At 65.6% G+C, this 17,884-nt stretch carries 15 protein-coding genes; 7 read left to right on the top strand and 8 right to left on the bottom strand.

Annotated elements, in window-relative coordinates; translation table 11 throughout:
* The first annotated feature begins 66 nt into the window (after positions 1 to 66).
* Complete coding sequence (locus AC3A4M_RS15755; protein ID WP_498736781.1) at positions 67 to 1,320, top strand: aminotransferase-like domain-containing protein; 1,254 nt, start codon at positions 67 to 69, stop codon at positions 1,318 to 1,320.
* Between the two features lie 6 nt (positions 1,321 to 1,326).
* Here the strand turns inward: AC3A4M_RS15755 and AC3A4M_RS15750 are convergent, their stop codons facing one another.
* The 6 genes from AC3A4M_RS15750 to AC3A4M_RS15725 form a co-directional block, all read right to left on the bottom strand.
* On the bottom strand, positions 1,327 to 1,542 hold the full coding sequence (locus tag AC3A4M_RS15750) for a hypothetical protein (RefSeq protein ID WP_139006979.1): 216 nt from the start codon (positions 1,540 to 1,542) through the stop codon (positions 1,327 to 1,329).
* A 45-nt stretch (positions 1,543 to 1,587) separates the two neighbouring features.
* Positions 1,588 to 2,076, bottom strand: coding sequence for a ribonuclease E activity regulator RraA (gene rraA, locus AC3A4M_RS15745; protein ID WP_498736779.1), 489 nt, complete (start codon positions 2,074 to 2,076; stop codon positions 1,588 to 1,590).
* Between the two features lie 107 nt (positions 2,077 to 2,183).
* Positions 2,184 to 3,752 carry a dihydrolipoamide acetyltransferase family protein gene (locus tag AC3A4M_RS15740; RefSeq protein WP_498736777.1) on the bottom strand — a complete coding sequence of 523 codons (1,569 nt, stop codon included), beginning with the start codon at positions 3,750 to 3,752 and terminating at the stop codon, positions 2,184 to 2,186.
* A 15-nt stretch (positions 3,753 to 3,767) separates the two neighbouring features.
* Complete coding sequence (locus AC3A4M_RS15735) at positions 3,768 to 4,742, bottom strand: alpha-ketoacid dehydrogenase subunit beta (RefSeq protein ID WP_101632544.1); 975 nt, start codon at positions 4,740 to 4,742, stop codon at positions 3,768 to 3,770.
* Entirely contained in the window at positions 4,742 to 5,914 is a 1,173-nt protein-coding gene (gene pdhA, locus AC3A4M_RS15730) for a pyruvate dehydrogenase (acetyl-transferring) E1 component subunit alpha (RefSeq protein WP_498736775.1), read from the bottom strand. The genes AC3A4M_RS15735 and pdhA overlap by 1 nt, the downstream gene beginning before the upstream one ends.
* A 149-nt stretch (positions 5,915 to 6,063) precedes the next feature.
* Positions 6,064 to 7,215 (bottom strand): histidinol-phosphate transaminase, encoded by a 1,152-nt coding sequence (locus AC3A4M_RS15725; protein ID WP_498736773.1) that lies wholly within the window; start codon positions 7,213 to 7,215, stop codon positions 6,064 to 6,066.
* 84 nt (positions 7,216 to 7,299) lie between these two features.
* Between AC3A4M_RS15725 and AC3A4M_RS15720 the strand changes: the two genes are divergently transcribed.
* From AC3A4M_RS15720 to AC3A4M_RS15705, 4 genes are all read left to right on the top strand, one after another.
* Positions 7,300 to 7,704 (top strand): phage holin family protein, encoded by a 405-nt coding sequence (locus tag AC3A4M_RS15720; protein ID WP_498736771.1) that lies wholly within the window; start codon positions 7,300 to 7,302, stop codon positions 7,702 to 7,704.
* Between the two features lie 135 nt (positions 7,705 to 7,839).
* Positions 7,840 to 9,249: an MFS transporter gene (locus AC3A4M_RS15715; protein ID WP_498736769.1), complete on the top strand. Its 1,410-nt coding sequence runs from the start codon at positions 7,840 to 7,842 to the stop codon at positions 9,247 to 9,249.
* Positions 9,249 to 11,435: a molybdopterin oxidoreductase family protein gene (locus AC3A4M_RS15710; RefSeq protein ID WP_498736767.1), complete on the top strand. Its 2,187-nt coding sequence runs from the start codon at positions 9,249 to 9,251 to the stop codon at positions 11,433 to 11,435. Before AC3A4M_RS15715 ends, AC3A4M_RS15710 begins: the two co-directional genes overlap by 1 nt.
* Positions 11,436 to 11,455: 20 nt before the next feature.
* A complete protein-coding gene (locus tag AC3A4M_RS15705) occupies positions 11,456 to 13,075 on the top strand; it encodes an FAD-dependent oxidoreductase (protein WP_498737078.1) in 1,620 nt (539 codons plus the stop codon).
* On the opposite strand, the gene AC3A4M_RS15700 is transcribed toward AC3A4M_RS15705, so the two are convergent.
* Together AC3A4M_RS15700 and AC3A4M_RS15695 are read right to left on the bottom strand one after the other, a co-directional pair.
* Positions 13,046 to 14,509 carry a hypothetical protein gene (locus AC3A4M_RS15700; RefSeq protein WP_498736766.1) on the bottom strand — a complete coding sequence of 488 codons (1,464 nt, stop codon included), beginning with the start codon at positions 14,507 to 14,509 and terminating at the stop codon, positions 13,046 to 13,048. The two genes, AC3A4M_RS15705 and AC3A4M_RS15700, sit on opposite strands and share 30 nt — an antisense overlap.
* Positions 14,506 to 14,811: a hypothetical protein gene (locus AC3A4M_RS15695; RefSeq protein WP_498736764.1), complete on the bottom strand. Its 306-nt coding sequence runs from the start codon at positions 14,809 to 14,811 to the stop codon at positions 14,506 to 14,508. The genes AC3A4M_RS15700 and AC3A4M_RS15695 overlap by 4 nt, the downstream gene beginning before the upstream one ends.
* A 204-nt stretch (positions 14,812 to 15,015) precedes the next feature.
* On the opposite strand from AC3A4M_RS15695, the gene purB reads away from it, so the two are divergent.
* Positions 15,016 to 16,428, top strand: coding sequence for an adenylosuccinate lyase (gene purB / locus AC3A4M_RS15690; RefSeq protein WP_498736762.1), 1,413 nt, complete (start codon positions 15,016 to 15,018; stop codon positions 16,426 to 16,428).
* Between the two features lie 186 nt (positions 16,429 to 16,614).
* A complete protein-coding gene (locus tag AC3A4M_RS15685; RefSeq protein WP_498736761.1) occupies positions 16,615 to 17,790 on the top strand; it encodes a metallophosphoesterase family protein in 1,176 nt (391 codons plus the stop codon).
* The last annotated feature ends 94 nt before the right edge of the window (positions 17,791 to 17,884 follow it).

Genomic DNA, 17,884 nt, shown 5'->3' with positions numbered 1-17,884 from the left:
CTTGAGGGCAACTGTTCGGGTTATCCTGTGTGAGTGAGAACACAGGAATCTTCAGCTTCTGCCGACATGCCAACCGAAACCGAAGTTGCCCTTGAGCGCGCGGTCACTTCGCACCGGCACCATAGCCTTTACTCCGACCGGGCAGCTAAAATCAAGCAATCCGCCGTTCGCGATGTCTTCGATATTTCGCTACAGCCTGGCCTCGTCTCTCTTGCCGGGGGGAATCCGTTCCTGCAGTCCCTGCCCCTGGAGAAGCTCGGCGGGATGGCCTACCGCCTCATTACCGAGCAAGGCCTAACAGCCCTCCAGTACGGCGGCGGCCAAGGAACCGAGCGGCTTCGGGCCCAGGCCTGCGAAGTCATGGCCGAGGAAGGCATTGAGGATGCGGACCCGGCAAACGTGGTGATCACCACCGGTTCCCAGTCCGCCCAGGACGTCGCCTGCAAGGTCTTCTGCAATCCCGGCGACGTTGTGCTTTGCGAAGACCCGACTTATGTGGGTGCCCTGAACACTTTCGAGGCTTATGAAGTCACGGTGGCGGCCGTGGCTATGGACGGGCTCGGCCTCGTTCCCGATGAACTGCAGCGGCGCATTGATGAGGTCCGTTCTGCCGGCGGCAATATCAAGTTCCTTTACACCATCCCCAACTTCAACAACCCGTCGGGCATCACGCTCGCCGCAGAGCGCCGGCAGCGCATTGTTGAGATCTGCCAGGACGCGAACATCCTGATTATCGAGGACAACCCGTACGGCTTGCTGCGCTTCGATGGCCATCCGATCGCCCCGCTCCGCGCGGGCAACCCGGACGACGTGATCTACATGGGTTCGTTCTCGAAGATTCTCGCGCCCGGTCTGAGGATCGGCTGGGCCCTGGTTCCGGCGCACTTGCAGCGGCGTTTCTACCTGGCCAGCGAGGCAGTCACGCTCTGCCCGCCCACACTAAACCAGATGCTCATCTCGGAGTACCTGGACGGCCACGATTGGCGCGGCCAGATCACCACGTACCGCAGCCTCTATTCCGAGCGCTGCGCAGCCATGCTCCAGGCGCTCGAAGACTTCATGCCGGAGGGCGTCAGCTGGACGCAGCCGCAGGGCGGTTTCTTCGTCTGGGTGAGCCTGCCGGAGGGAATCGATACCTATCCGCTGCTGTACAAGGCCATCGACGCCGGCGTCATCTTCATTCCCGGTGCCGCTTTCACCCCCTCTGATGATCCCTCCAGCAAGCTCAGGCTGGCATTCAGCGCGGTGTCCACAGAGAACATCCGCGAGGGCGTGCGCCGGCTGGCGCCCGTGTTGCAGGAGGCTATGGGCGTCCGGTAGCAGCTATCAGCGCTTCTTGAGGTACTTGTAGTAGACATAGCGGCCGCCGAAGTAGAGACCAAGGACCAGGATGATGCGCAGAATGCCGTTCATGCCCGGGAACAGAAATATGAATACATAGCTCAGCAGGAATATGACGGCCATGCCCCAAAGGGTGCGGCGCCAGTCGATTTTAGGCACGTCGGGACGGTTGCCGGACCCTGAAGGTCGGTTATTGCTCATGGCCCAAGTCAATCACAGGCGCAGGCGGTCCCCGTTTTCGAATGGTCAGCGCTCGACGAGGATGCCATCCGCGTCGGCATAAACCATGGCACCTGGCCGGAATGCCACACCAGCGATCTCGACGGGCACATCCACCTCGCCGAGAGAGTCCTTAGCACTCTTGCGCGGGTTGCTTCCCAGTGCCTTGACCCCCAGCGGCAGTTGCGCAATGGCAGCGCGGTCGCGAATGAGCCCATTGATGATGACGCCGGTCCAACCGTTTTCCACCGCTGCTGCGGCGATCATATCCCCCATCAAGGCGGTGTTGAGCGAGCCGCCGCCGTCCACCACGAGAACCGAGCCTCCGCCTGCTGAATTCAGAACGGATTTCACCAATCCGTTGTCCTCATGGCAGCGAATGGTACGGATGGGTCCGCTGAATGCCACGTTGCCACCAAGGTCCTGGAACTGCAGCGGCACCGACTGGAGGTCCTCGCCTCGCTCGTCATACAGGTCCGCGGTGGAAACAGAACCGGACAGATCAGTGCTGGTCATCGGGATGGTCTCCTTTACGCCACATGCGCTCGATCATAGCCCACGGCAGAAGGGATCCATCGTGCCTCCGTCGTGGATCCCGTCGACGACTACGCGTTCCGCGGCACTTAATCGAGCAGAAGCGCGGGTTCTTCCATGATCGCGGCAACGTCGGCCATGAAACGGGCGGAAAGGTCGCCGTCCACCACACGATGGTCGAAGGAGCCGCCAAGAGTAGTGATCCAGCGAGGAATGACTTCCCCGTCCAGCACCCAGGGCTTCTGCTTGATGGTGCCGAAGGCCACGATCGCGACTTCGCCCGGATTGATAATGGGCGTGCCGGTGTCGATGCCCAACGCACCAACGTTGGTGATGGTCAACGTGCCGCCCTGCATCTCGGCAGGTTGGGTCTTGCCCGCGCGCGCTTTGGTAGCCAACTCGTTGAGGGCGATGGCCAGTTCCTTCAGGGACAGATCCTGTGCATCCTTGATGTTCGGCACCATCAGACCGCGCGGCGTGGCGGCGGCGATCCCAAGATTCATGAAGTGCTTGATCAGGATCTCGTCATCGGTCCACGTGGCGTTGACGGAGGGGTTCCGCGCTGCCGCCCAAATCACCGCTTTAGCCAGAATCAGCAACGGTGAAATCTTGATGCCTTCGAAGTCGCGGCTGACCTTAAGCCGCTTGACGAACTCCATGGTCCGGGAGGCGTCCACATCCACGAAGATGCTTACGTGCGGAGCGGAGAAGGCCGATTCAACCATGGCCTTAGCCGTGGCCTTTCGGACACCCTTGACCTTCACCCGTTCGATGCGCTGGTTCTGCGGCTTCTTGCTCGGCGCCCAAAAGGTCTCGGCCTGGTCCAGTTCGGCATCCCGCTGTGCCTGATAGCTCAGCAGGTCCGCCTTGGTGACCTCTCCACCGCGGCCTGTGGGGGTGATGTCCGCCAGATCGATCCCCAGATCCTTGGCAGCCTTGCGGACCGGCGGCTTCGCCAGCACGCGGGTCAGCAAGCGGTTCACCGCGGCCTGGACAGCCTCGCCGCGCTGTTGTCCCTTGGCACCGTCCCGGATTAGTCCGCTTTCGACGGCGGAGTCAGGGGACGCTGCCGAGGGAACCGGCGGCACGTGCAGGGCATGCTGCTGTGGCGCCGAACCGGAGACGCCGTGGTGGTGGGGAGCCGCCGTCGTTGTTTGGTCCGTAGTTGGGCTGGGGCTGGGGCTGGACGTGCGGCGCGGGCGGCGCTTGACGGCATCTGCCTTCGGTCCTGAACCGACCAGTGACCCGCTGACCATGCCCGGTTCACTGGCTGCCGGCGCTGCCTCGACTGCGCCCGCCAGCGGATCGCCCTCCGTTTTCGCGGGCGCTTCCTGCGGCAGGGCAGCGCTGTCCGGACGCGCGGACGCCTGGAGCGCGTCCCCGGTGTCCTTCACGGGTGCGGGCTGGCCGGCACCGCCGACGTTCACGGAGATGATCGGCGTGCCCACCTCAATGGTCTCGCCCTCGGGCACGAGCAGTTCCGCCACGACGCCCGCGTACGGGCTGGGCAGCTCTACCAGGGACTTGGCCGTTTCAATCTCCACGATCACGTCGTTGACGGCGACGGTGTCCCCGGGCTTGACCTTCCAGGAGACGATTTCGGCTTCGACCAGGCCTTCGCCGACGTCCGGGAGGTTGAATGATTCGATGTTCGACATGGAAACTCCGATGCGTCAGTAGGCGAGGGAACGGTCGAGGGCCTCAAGCAGGCGGTCGATGTCCGGAAGATAGTGCTCTTCCACCTTGGCCACGGGGTAGGGCATATGGAAACCGCCCACCCGCAGGACCGGGGCCTCGAGGCTGAGGAACGCGCGTTCGGAGATGCGTGCGGCGATCTCGCCGCCGACGCCGCCGAAAGTGGGTGCCTCGTGGGTGACGATCAGGTGCCCGGTCTTGTGCACCGACGTCGTGATGGTGTCGAAGTCGATCGGCGAGATGGATCGCAGATCGATCACCTCCACGCTGTTGCCGTCCTCCTCGGCGGCCTGCGCCGCTGCCAGTGCGACCGGGACGAGCGGGCCGTAGGCGACGATCGTGGCGTCCGTTCCCTCGCGGACCACCTTGGCGCTGAACGCGTCCTGGCCGGGACTCTCCGTGTCCACTTCGCCCTTGAGCCAATAGCGGCGCTTGGGCTCGAACACGATGACCGGGTCGTTCGACTCGACGGCTTGCTGGATCATCCAGTAGGCATCATGCGGATTGGACGGTGTAATGATGCGCAGCCCCGCGGTGTGCGCGAAGAGCGCCTCCGGCGATTCGGAGTGGTGCTCGATGGAGCCGATGCCACCGCCGTAGGGAATGCGGATGACGACGGGCGCGCTGAGATCGCCGGAACTGCGGGCGTGGATTTTGGCCAGCTGCGTGGTGATCTGGTTGAAGCCCGGGAACACGAAACCGTCGAACTGGATTTCGCAGACCGGCCGGTAGCCGCGGAACGCCAGTCCGATTGCCGTGCCGATGATGCCGGATTCGGCCAGGGGGGTGTCGACCACTCGGGTCTTGCCGAATTCGGCCTGCAGGCCTTCGGTCACCCGGTAGACGCCGCCCAAAGCGCCGATATCCTCGCCCATGAGCATGGTCTTCGGGTTGTTCTTCATCGTTTCGCGCAGGCCGGCGGTAATGGCCTTGGCGATGGTCATGTTGGCCACTAGTTGCTCTCCCCTGCCTCGTCGGCGTCCGCGAAGCCCGCCTCGTACTCCCGGTGCCAGGCGAGTTCTTCGGCGACCAGCGGGTGCGGGTCGGCGTAGACGTTATTGAAGCTCTGCACCATTTCGGGACCGGTCATGGCCAGGACCTCGGCTCGGACCTTGGCAGCCAGCTCGTCGCCCTGGACCGCGACCTCCTCGAAGAAGGAGTCATCCGCGGTGTTGCTGGAGCGCAGATACCGGTCCAGGCGCTTGAGCGGGTCCTTTTCCCGCCAGGCGTCCTCCTCGGCGGAGAGCCGGTACTTGGTGGGATCGTCCGCCGTGGTGTGCGCGCTCATCCGGTAGGTGAACGCCTCGATAAGCACCGGGCCACGGCCGGAACGGGCATGCTCCAACGCCCAACGCATGACGGCGTGGACGGCAACCACGTCATTGCCGTCCACCCGGATCCCCGGGAAGCCGTAGCCGCTGGCACGGTTCGACAGCGGGATCCGCGACTGCACTTCGGTAGGCACCGAGATGGCCCAGTGATTGTTCTGGCAGAAAAAGACCACCGGAGACTGGTTCGAGGCCGCGAAGACCATCGACTCATGGACGTCACCCTCGGAGCTGGCGCCGTCGCCGAAATAGGCGACACTGACGCCGTCTTCGCCGTCCCGCTGCAGACCCATGGCGTAGCCGACGGCGTGCAGGGTCTGGGCGGCGAGGACCAGCGTGTAGAGGTGGAAGTTCTTTTCCCGGGGATCCCAGCCGCCGCTGGAAACACCGCGGAAGAGCTTCAGCAAGGCGGACAGTTCGAGCCCGCGGGTCAGCGCCACACCGTGCTCGCGGTACGTCGGGAAGACATAATCGTTTGCCTGCAGTGCCGTGCCGGAACCGATCTGGGCGGCCTCCTGCCCCAGCAACGGCGGCCACATAACCAGTTGCCCCTGGCGCTGCAACGCCACGGCTTCCTGGTCGAAACGCCTGACCAGGAACATGTCCCGGTACAGCCCGCGCAGTGCCTCGCCGTCCAGATGCGCGGCGTAGGGCCCGTACTGGACGTCCTCCCGCAGCGTTCCGTCCGAGGCAAGTAGCTGCACCATTTCCGGAGCGTCTGCGGGGTCGCTGGAGGTCATGGACTGCTCAAGTTCCTCAATGTCGAATTCAGAGGTGGGCAGGTGCTCAGCGCCCATACGAACTCCTCGCCGGCATGCCGCCCGTCGACGGTTACCTTAGCTGCTGATATATGCCTTGAACGGAATGCATTACCCGCGAGGCATATATTGGTCGGTTTTCTGTTCCAGCCTAACGATACCGGGCCTCAGCCCCGCTGTTGTTACGGTCAGGAAACGCCGGGGCCTTTTGTATAGTTCGCACACAGAGCGAGGAAACGGGTATTGGCCTCCACCTCGCCGATGCTGACCCGGACTCCTTCGTTCGGGAAGGCCCGTACGGAGAGGGCTTGCTCCCCCGCGTAGGCGGAAAAGTCCTGGGCGTTCTCGCCCAGCGGGAGCCAGACAAAGTTGCCCTGGGACTCCGGGATCTTCCAGCCAAGCTCGCTCAGGCCGGCCACCACGCGGTCGCGTTCGTCCACGAGGCTTTGTACCCTTTCCACAACCTTGTCGTAGTGCTTCAGCGAGGCAATTGCCGCATCCTCGGCCAGGCTGGACACGGCGAAAGGCGTGGCGGCGACCCGCAGGTGCTGGGTGAGTTCCGGGTTCGAGACGGAGTATCCAACGCGGAGATTAGCCAGGCCATGGGCCTTGGAGAAGGTGCGCAGGACGATGACGTTCGGGTACTTCTTGTACACCTTGATACCGTCCACCACTTCCGGATCCCGGACAAACTCGGTGTAGGCCTCGTCGATGACCACCACCACGTCCTGCGGGACCTTGGCCAGGAAGTCCTCCACCTGGACCGTGGTGAGGGCCGGACCGGTCGGATTATTCGGGGTGCACAGCAGGACGACTTTGGTCCGCTCGCTGATTGCGGCCACCATGGCCTCAAGGTCGTGCGAGCCGTCCGCCTGATTGGGGATCTGTACGCTGGCTGCGCCGGAGAGGCCGATCATGATCGGGTAGGCCTCGAAGGAGCGCCAGGCGTAGACGACCTCGTCCGCCGTGCCGTCCTCGCTCTGGCCGGAGAAGGTCTGCAGGATCTGGACCAGCGCGCCCAGGCTGCCGGCACCAGTGACGATGTCCTCAGCCGGCACATCCAGGAACCGGCTCAGTTCGGTGCGCAAGGCTGTCGACAGCGGATCCGGGTAGCGCTGGATGTTGTGCTGGGACTGGATAGCCTCCAGCACCTCCGGGATCGGCGGGAGTGGATTCTCGTTGGAGGAGAGCTTGTACGGCTGCAGCCCTTCAATAACGGCCGGCGGTTTGCCCGCTGCGTACTTGGGCAACCGGTCCATGACCGGGCGGGGACGGATCTGACGGTCCTGGGCTGCCGTCTGAACCGCAGCTACGTTGGTGGGGTTCTGGGTAGAAGTCATGGGTTAAAGAATACGGTGATGCAACGAGGCGTTTGTCACGCCGGTCAGGTGCCCCCGGGATCAGCGGTATGACAGCATGAAGCCATGGGAAAGTTCATTGTGCGTGTTCTGATCAATGGCCTGGCGCTGTGGATAGCAAGCTGGGTCCTGCCGGGCATTACCGTGGAAAGCGCAGCGGCAACGGAAGTTGCGCAGGGAAACTCAACGGCCGGCGTCGTACTTGCGTTCCTCTTTATCGGGCTCATTTTCGGGCTGGTGAACGCCATTGTGCGGCCGATCGTCAGCTTCCTGTCGCTGCCCGTCACGATCCTGACGCTGGGTCTGTTCACCATCATCATCAACGCACTCATGCTGATGCTCACGGCCTGGCTCTCTTCCTACACACCGGTGAACTTTGTGGTGGATTCCTTTTTCTGGACCGCGGTGCTCGGCTCGCTGATTATCAGTCTCGTGTCCCTGATCGCCGGATCGATCACGCGGACCCGGTAGCGCGTTGCCTCACCGGCGGCCGGCAGCGCGGTGAGGCACTTTTGATCCGCCCGTAACCTCCGGCCACTGCTACCGAAACACGCCGTTCCTACAGTCTTACCAACAGGGTGAAACCGCTCCCTTTTGGAGGACTGAATGAGTGTTGACCAGATCAGGACCACCGGCGCCGCACGCGCCGACGCCGGGGCACATCAGCGGCTTCGGATACGTCCGGGCCGGTGGGTGGACGGCTGGGATCCGGAAGACAAGGACTTCTGGGAAACCGAAGGCCGGCCGATCGCGCGGACCAATCTGAACTGGTCCATCTTCTGCGAGTTTCTGGGCTTTGTCGTCTGGCAGCTGTGGTCGATCATGGCCGTCCAACTCCCTGCGGCGGGGTTCGACTTCACTAACTCGCAGATCTTCTGGCTGATCTCGATTCCGAGCCTGGTCGGAGCTACCCTGCGGATCCCGTACACCTTCATGGTGCCGAAGTTCGGTGGCCGGAACTGGACCGTGATCTCCGCCCTGCTGCTCCTGGTCCCGTCCATCGGGCTGGCCGCGTGCGTGGCCAATCCCGGGACGCCCTTCGGCGTGATGCTGCTGATAGCGGGTCTCGCAGGCCTTGGCGGCGGCAACTTCGCCAGTTCGATGGCCAACATCACCTACTTCTACCCCGCGGCTGAAAAGGGCTACGCGCTGGGGCTGAATGCCGCCGGCGGAAACCTTGGCGCCGCCGTCGCGCAATTGGTGGTGCCCTTGGTGATCACGCTCGGCGCGGCCGCTTCGCTCAACCTCCCGCTGGGCGGACTGATCTGGGTGCCGCTGATTCTGCTGGCGGCCTGGGGTGCTCGGAAGTACATGCACAATCTCTCGCATGCGAAGGGCGATGCCGCCGGTTCCGTGGCGGCCTTGCGCGAGCCGCACCTGTGGATCATGGCGCTGCTCTACATCGGCACCTTCGGCTCCTTCATCGGTTTTTCCGGTGTCTTCCCGAAACTCATCCACGACGTCTTCCCCGGGTTCTCCTCCTTTGCGGTGGGCTCGGCCGCTCTCTCGCTGGCGTTCCTGGGTCCGCTGGTAGGATCGCTGGCCCGGCCGCTGGGAGGCAAGCTGGCGGACCGCTTCGGGGGAGCAAGGATGACGGTAGCTTCGTTCGCAACCATGGCGTTGATTGCACTGGCCGTGGTGTGGACGCTGCCGCTGGCGAACTTCTGGCTCTTCCTGCTGCTGTTCCTGGCGCTGTTCACCGCGAGCGGCTTCGGCAACGGCGCCACCTACCGGATGATCCCGCGCATCTTCGCCATCCGCGGCCGGACCGGGACTGCCCGCGGCAGCGTGGACGTTGGCAGCGAGCGCAAGGCGGCTGCGGCGCTCGGCCTGGTTTCCGCGATCGGCGCGTACGGCGGTTTCCTGATTCCGCAAGTCCTCAACGCCTCCAGTACGGCCACCGGCAGCTACACCGGCGCGTTCTACGGATTCGTGGCGGCTTACGCGGCGATGCTGGTGGTGGCGTGGTTCTGCTACCTGCGGCCCGGATCCGAGATGGCCCGGGGCGGTGTCTGATGGCCGTGGATACGCACTGCCCCTACTGCGCGCTGCAGTGTGCGATGCGGTTGGCGCCCCATGAACCGGCGGCCGCAACCGTGGCTACCAAACCAACTTACGACGACGGCGGGGGGCCGGCTCTCCCCGCTGCCCGGACGCCGCTGGAAGCAGCCGGCCGGGACTTTCCCACGAACCGCGGAGGTTTGTGCAGGAAGGGCTGGACTTCGCCGGCGCTGCTGGATTCGCCGGAACGGCTGACCGAACCGCTGCTGCGCGGCGGTGACGGCAGCTTCCGCCCGATCGGCTGGGATGAAGCCCTCGACCTGGCGGCGGCGGCCATCGGCAGTTCCCGCTCGCTGCACGGGCCGGACTCGGTGGGGGTCTTCGGCAGCGGCGGCTTGACCAACGAAAAGGCATACCAGCTGGGCAAATTTGCACGGCTGGCCTTGGGCACCTCCAGGATCGACTACAACGGACGGTTCTGCATGTCCTCCGCCGCAGCGGCGGGGAACCGGGCGTTCGGCGTGGACCGGGGGCTGCCGTTTCCGCTGGCCGATCTGGATCAGGCCCACACCGTCCTGCTCCTGGGCTCCAACGTCGCGGACACCATGCCACCGTTTGTCCAGCACCTGCAGGGCGCCCGGGCTGCGGGCGGCCTCATCGTGGTGGACCCACGGCGTACTGCCACCGCCGCGCTGACGGAGGCCGGCGCCGGGCTGCACCTCCAGCCGACACCGGGTACGGACCTGGCGCTCCTGCTGGGCATTGCCCACGTCGTCGTCCATGAGGGACTCGCCGACCAGTCCTTTATCCGAGACCGCACCACAGGCTTTGAGGCACTGCGGCGGAGCCTGAACCACTGGTGGCCGGCACGGGTCCAGACCGTGACCGGTGTTCCGGCGGAACTGATCCGCGAGACGGCGCACCGGTTGGCATCCGGGGCACGGCCTGATGCGGCCGGACAGGCGACCGGCGGGACCTATGTCCTCACGGGCCGCGGTGTTGAGCAGCATGTCGATGGCACGGACACCACCACCGCGGCCATTAACTTGAGCCTGTTGCTGGGGCTTCCGGGCAGCAGCCACAGCGGCTACGGCACGCTGACTGGGCAGGGCAACGGGCAAGGCGCCCGCGAGCACGGCCAGAAGGCCGACCAGCTGCCTGGCTACCGCAAGATCACAGATCCGGCCGCCCGGAAACATGTGGCCGGTGTCTGGGGTGTGCGGCCCGAGCAGATCCCCGGGCCCGGTGTTCCCGCCGTCGAAATGCTCCTGGGCCTTGGCCGGCCCGGCGGCGTGCGCTGCCTGCTGGTCCACGGGTCCAATGTGGCAGTTTCTGCCCCTGATACCGGTGCCGTCATCTGCGGGCTGCGCAATCTGGACTTCCTCATGGTTTCCGACTTCTTCCCGTCCGAGACCGCCGCCGAAGCGGACCTCGTGCTGCCCGTCCTGCAATGGGCGGAGGAAGAAGGGACGATGACCAACCTTGAGGGGCGCGTGCTGCGGCGCCGCCGGTCCATCGATCCACCGGCCGGGGCACGCTCCGAGCTGTGGATCATGGCCGAACTGGCCCGGCGGCTGAACGCACCGTCGAGCTTCAGCGCTGAAGCCGCAACCGTCTTCGAGGAACTCCGGCGTGCTTCTGCCGGCGGTCCGGCCGACTATTCGGGCATCAGCTACGAGAAGCTCGACGCCGGCGCGGAGGCCTATTGGCCGTTCCCGACCGGGTCCGCGGGTACGCCGCGGCTGTTCCTGGACCGCTTTGCGCACGACGACGGCCGGGCCAAGCTGGTGCCTGTCTCGCCCACGGCACCGGCCGAAGCCCTGAACGAGCCCGGCAGCCTCATGCTGGTGACCGGCAGGCTGCTGGAGCACTACCAATCCGGCGCCCAGACGCGTCGGGTTGCCGAGCTCGCCGCTGCACAGCCCGAAGCACGCCTGCAGCTGCATCCCGTAACGGCGCAGGGCCTGGGTGTCGCCGATGGAGACCTGCTGGAAGTCATTGGCGACCGCGGCTCGGTCCGGGTCAGGGCCGATGTGACCATCGCGATCAGGCCGGATACGGTCTTCCTGCCCTTCCATTTCCCCGAGGAGCAGTCGGCCAACATCCTCACGTCCGCGGCCACCGATCCCATTTCCGGCATGCCCGAATTCAAATCCACCCCCGTACGGGTCCGCGTGCTGGCGAAAGCAGGGGCCCTGTGAGCGGGCAGAACGTCGAGGGGATTGTCGAACGCGTTGTCATTGTCGGCTTCGGTCCGGTGGCAGTCCGCCTTGTTGACGAGATCCTCCCCGCGGTCCGCGAGGGCCGGCTGGACCTGACGGTCATCGGTGCCGAAGGTGTGGCGGCCTACAACCGTGTCCTGGTTGCCGACGTCGGTACGGGGCGAACTACCGGCGAAGCCATCGGGCTGGCCGATGCCGCCCAGCTCCGCGGCGACGGTGCCACGGTGCTGCTGGGCCGCACCGTCCGGCGGATCGACCGGGCGCGCAGGACCGTGCTGCTGGACGACGGAACACAGGAGCCCTTCGACCGGTTGGTGCTCGCCACCGGGGCGCAGGCCGTGGTCCCTACGCTGGCCGGCCTGAATCCGGACCCGGCCGCCGTTCATTTGCTGCCGCCCAGGGTGACGGCCCTGCGGGATCTGGAGGATGCGGCAAAGCTGCGTGCTGTTGTCGGTTCCTGCGGCCGGATCGTCGTTCTTGGCGGCGGGATTCTCGGCATCGAAGCGGCGCTGGCCGCGGCCGAGGAAGGAGCCGATGTCACCGTGGTCCATCACGGATCGCACCCGCTGGGACGCAATCTTGATCCCGGCGGCGGACGGATGCTGGCCGCCGCGCTGCACGCCAGCGGAATCCGGCTGGCGTCCGATGTCCGTTCCACCGCAGTTGCTTTCCGTCCGTCCGCGGGAGGCCGCCACCAGTTCCGCGCGCTGGTGCTCGAGGACGGCACCGAAATTCCCGGCGATCTTCTGCTCCTCTCCTGCGGGGTGCGGGCGAGGACCGAGCTGGCTGTCGGCTGCGGACTGGGTGTGGACAAGGGCATTCTGGTGAACCACAGGCTTGAAGCCGATGTGGAAGGGCGGATATTCGCCGTCGGCGACTGCGCCCAGGTGGCGTGCGGCGATGGCGGCTGCGCAGGCTGTTCAGGCAGCAATGCGGGACCTGCCGGTCTGATCGGCCCGGGTTGGCGCCAGGCGGAATACGTTGCCCGGCGTTTGCTGGAGCTCGCGCCACGGCGGCAGGTGGCCGTGGCAGGCGGGACAGCGGCGCAGACCCAGGCGGCGCCGCTGGCACCGGAACGGCCCGGCGTCCTGCTGCTCAAGGCGCGAGGACTGGACCTGGCCTCGGCGGGGAACATCTCCCCCGAGCTCTGGGACGCTTGGCGGCCGGAACGGGATAGTGGCGGGGATCCGCCAGCTTGCCCTCCCGTTCAGGTAGCCCAGTGGGCCGACCCGGAACATGGGCGGTACGCGAAAATGGTGACCCGTGCCGGGGTGCTCGAAGGACTGGTCTGCGTCGGCATGCCCCGGACCGCGGCCGAACTGGTGCTGTTGTATGAGCGCGGCGCCGAACTGCCCGCGGACCGTACCGCCCTGTTCCGGTTGGATGCGGTCGACCAGCAGGATGACGGGCAGGCGCCTGCCGATCCGGACTCCACTTTGTGCCGCTGCAGCGGGGCAACGCTCGGCGGGGTGGAGAACGCGATAGCCGGCGGCTGCAGCAGTGTTGACGAGGTTTCCGCCTGCACCCGGGCGGGCACCGGCTGCGGCGGCTGCAAATCACGCATTGGGGATTTGATCGAGGCGTATGCGTCAGTAGCCGTGCGGGCGGTTCCGCAATGAGTACGATGCCCGCTTATGCGGCGGCAAGGGTTCGCGGGCAGGTACCTGGCGGGTAAGGGTGAACAGGTGCCGGCTTGCCAGGCCTCCGCCTACAGCGGCGCCGAGCGTCAGTCCGGCATCTGTCACCGAGACATCCGTGCTGTCCTGCAGCAGCTGGGCTCCGGCCACGTAGTTCCCGAAGTCGTGTCCGGGGCCAAGGCCGCCGTCTTCTCCGTCGGGCGTCGCTACTTCGTTGGTCAGGGTCACGGTTACCCGGTCTCTGGTATCCGGAATGGACTGTCCATCCGCACCGGGCACCCAGTCCTGGATATGCTCCAGGTGCAGGCTTCTGAGTCCTTCCGGCAGATTCACGTCACCGACCGGGGAGCCGGCCGTGAGCACGTAGGAAACGTTGTGCTCGGCCAGGAATGCCTTGTCTGCGGCCATGTTCATGGCGTGGATCCCGCCTTGGCTATAGCCGACCAGGACCACCTGGTCCGCGGCCTCCGCGCCGGCTTCCTCCAGCGCCGCCGAAACCGCTGCGGAGACATGGCGGCTGTCATAGGCGAGTGCTTCGGCTACCCCTGTCTCATCGAACGGATTGGCCGTTGCCTCCGGCCCCTGGGACTGCGTTCCCGGCAGTGAGACAACCCAGCTCTTGCCGGTGGCCGCTTCCGTTTCCAGAATCTCGATGGTTCCCGGCCCGGCAGCTGCCGCAGCACCGGCACGCGCGAGCAGTCCTGCCGGCGTGGCGTCCAGCGGCACCGCCCCGGCCGCAGGTTCTCCTCCGGGTCCGTTTCCGGCACCGGCGCGGCGGGTTACCGAAATGGGAGCCGGCTGCAGCAGGCCCAACCCATTCGCGGCCTCGACGAGGTTTGGAACAAGACGCTCGGTAGTCGATGCCGGTCCTGAGCCGGGGTAGCGGGGATCATCCGGTGGTCCGGGTATCGGCGGCAGCGCCAGCAGGCCGCGGGTTCCGTGGTTGATCAGCCGCTCCGTGCCTCTCAGCGTAGGCCGCAGCTCGTTTCCCATCGCGCCCAGGGGCGTACTCAGCCACCAGGTTCCTTGCGCCAGTCCCTCCAGGGCAGCGTTGGCGGCAGCCTCGGCCCGACCGTAGGCTTCCTTCGCCCTGGTTACCTGGTCCGCTATTTCGCGGACGTCGTCGGCTGACGCTTGAATAGCCTCCAACGCCCGCCGCACGGCCTCCTGCGCAAACGCCCGCCCGGGCACCATGAAGAGGCCGCTGTCCAGGATGGTCAGCTGCAGTGCATAGATGTCGAAATAGATTCGATCCGCATCCGCGGCCACGGACCCCAGCCGGACCGCGGCGTCCTCAAGTTCTTCCCATTGGAAGGCTGCGCCGCCGATTCCGCCCGTCACACGAAAGCCGCCAAGGTCCCCGGAGCTCCCATCCAGCCGGGCCGGGGCAGGCAACCACTCGGGATCGCCGATCATGGGCCCGGCTGGATGAGGGCGGCCGCTTCAACCGCTATGCCAAAGGCATTGACGGCCATGGCCGCCTCCCTGACTTCTGCTGCCGCATTGTCCATCCGCAGCTGCCGTTCCACCAGGCTGCGGCGGAAGGCCTGCCCGGCCGGCGACACCCAGGCCGCCAGCTCCAGTCCCGCCAGCCGACCGTTGAGCTCCAGCAATGCGGTCTCGCAGGCGTACAGCCGCTGCGCAGCCAGCCGCAGATCGTCGGCTCCCGTCGCGCCGGCCGCAAGCCCCGACGTCGTACTCTGCAACGAACTGGCCATCACTCTTCCTTCCCTTGCATCGACGCTAAGTCCGCGGCACAAGATGGCAGGCAGGCCAGTTCAGGTATGTGCGCAAAGGCAGCCGCGGCGGTGCTGTGGAGATCGTGTCCTCCGGCACGCAGCGGCCGCCAGCCAAGAAACCGGTGCGGTGAAGATAGCGGACAGGTTAGGGAATCGTGCCCGACTCTTGAAAGAATGGGGTCCATGGCTGAAACTCCCCGCGTCTCCCTGGCAGACGTCACTCCTGCAATCGCCCTTGGCCCCCTTGACGGCCGCTACCGCTCCGCCGTCGCGCCGCTGGTCGACTTTCTCTCCGAGGCAGCGCTGAACCGCGACCGCGTCCACGTGGAAGTCGAGTGGTTGATCCATCTCACCAGCCAGTCCGTCCTGCCGGGGGCCGGACCGCTCAGCGCCGAGCAGCAGGCCGCGCTACGCAAGATCGTCACCGATTTCGACGGCAACTCCGTCCGCGAACTGGCCGAAATCGAGGCCGTCACGGTCCACGACGTGAAGGCCGTGGAGTACTACATCGGCCGCCGGCTGGAAGACATCGGCATCGATCACCTCAAGGCCATGGTGCATTTCGGCTGTACCTCGGAGGACATCAACAATCTCTCTTACGCCGTCGGCATCAAGAGTGCGGTAGAGCAGGCCTGGCTGCCGGCCGCCCGATCGCTCGTGGCGCAGATCAGCGATATGGCGGAGGCCAACCGGGATGTCCCGATGCTCTCGCGCACCCACGGCCAGCCGGCGACGCCCACCACGCTGGGCAAGGAACTGGCGGTCACCGCGCACCGGCTGAGCCGCCAGCTCGAGCGGATCGGCCGGACCGAATACCTGGGCAAGATCAACGGCGCCACCGGCACCTACGCCGCCCACTACGCTTCGGTGCCAGGCGCCGACTGGCAGGCCGTTTCCAAGAGCTTCGTCGAGGGTCTGGGCCTGACGTGGAACCCGCTGACCACGCAGATCGAGTCGCATGACTGGCAGGCCGAGCTGTACGCGGACATCGCCCGGTTCAACCGGATTCTGCACAACGTTTGCACGGACATCTGGAGCTACATCTCGATCGGCTACTTCGCCCAAATTCCGGTGGAAGGCGCCACCGGTTCCTCCACCATGCCGCACAAGGTCAACCCCATCCGGTTCGAGAACGCCGAGGCCAACCTGGAGATCTCCAACGGCCTGCTGGACACTCTGGCCGCTACCTTGGTTACCTCCCGCTGGCAGCGCGACCTGACCGACTCTTCCTCACAGCGGAACATCGGCGTGGCCTTCGGGCACTCGATGCTGGCCATCTCAAACGTTGCCAAGGGTCTGGAGCGCCTCGATGTGCCGGCCGAGGTGCTGGCCGCGGACCTGGACCAGAACTGGGAGGTGCTCGGCGAAGCGATCCAGATGGTCATGCGCGCCGAAGCCATCGCCGGTGTCAAGGGTATGGACAACCCCTACGAACGGCTGAAGGACCTCACCCGCGGCCACCGCGTGGACGCCGAACGCATGAAGGAATTCGTCTCCGGTCTGGGACTGTCCGCCGAGGCTGAAGCCCGCCTGCTGGCGCTGACCCCGGGCAGCTACACCGGGATTGCCAATCAGCTGGTGGACCATCTCAAGTAGCCCGAACAAACCGTAAGTACGACGCCGGAGCTTAATTCCGGCGTCGTACTGCGTTGGGAAGCGCTCCACCCGCCGGCAACCTGCCGGCCATTTCCGCTGCCTAAAGTCGCAATCCCGACTTGCCCGCCCTCCCCCGGGCCGGCCACCGAGCTGCCCCTGCAGTCGGGATGCATGAAAGGCACGAAAATGAGCACGAACTCCCCCAATCTTGGACGCCGCGGACTGATCGCCGGCGGCACCGGCGCGATCTTGGCCGGCATGCTGGCCGCGGCCCCAGGCGCCAACGCCGCAGTCCCCGCCCAGCGACAAGGCAACGCGAAGATGCCGCTGGCGTTCGGTCCCGACGGCAAGTTCCGCGTGGTCCAGTTCAACGATACCCAGGATGGGCCGCGCACCGACCGGCGCACCGTCGAGTTCATGGGCAAGGTCCTCGACTCCGAGAAGCCCGGCTTCGCCTTGATCAACGGCGACGTGATCAACGGATCGCCCAAGACGGCCGAGGAAGTGCGCCAGTCCATCAACAACGTGGTGCAGCCGATGGAATCGCGCGGCATCCAGTGGGCCGTCACTTTCGGCAACCACGACGAGGACTCGATGGCGAACGGCACCGGCATGACTGAGGCCAAGATGCTGGAGTTCGTCCGCGGCTACCAGCACAACGTCAACGTCCGGCCGGAGAAGGGCGTCGACGGCTCGTCCAATGCGCAGCTGCTCATCCGCTCCGCCAGCAGCAACAAGCCGGCCTTCGGCATCTGGCTGCTCGACTCCGGCCGGTATGCACCTGAGAACCTCGGCGGCCAGGACTTCGAAGGCCTGATGGGCTACGACTGGATCCGCCCCAGCCAGATCCAGTGGTACCGGGAAGCGTCCGAGGCCGCCGAAAGGCAGCACGGCAAGATCCCTTCGCTGATGTTCTTCCATATCCCGCTCTTCGAGCACCACCACATGTGGTTCGGCTCCCAGTTCAGCTCCGACGACGCCGACCACGCGGCTGCAGTGACGAAGCACAGCATCGTCGGCGTCAAGAACGAAAGTGTCTACACCGGCGCCTTCAACTCTGGCCTTTTCAGCGCCCTGCAGGAGCGCGGCGACGTCCGCGGTGTCTATGTGGGCCATGACCACATCAACACCTACTCGGGTAACTACTTTGGAATCGAACTGGGCTACGGACCCGGCACCGGCTTCGGCACTTACGGACTCGGCGGCGCCAAGGAACACCATCTGCGCGGTGCCCGCGTGTTCGAACTCGACGAGCGCGAAGAGCAGGTCTACAGCGCGACCAGGACCGTGTTCGCGAAAGACCTCGGCATCGACATGGACCCGAAGAGCCAGCCCCTGGACGAACCGCTCCCGCTGCCGTAGACCGTTCCGGAATCAGCTTGGCGTGACGACATGCTGCCTCACGAATCTGGCCGGCGGGCGCGGATTCGTGAGGCAGCTCACCAAATTCGTCGTT

The organism is Arthrobacter sp. Soil_C_60, from assembly GCF_057656375.1.
This window is presented reverse-complemented; position numbering and strand designations above follow the sequence as displayed.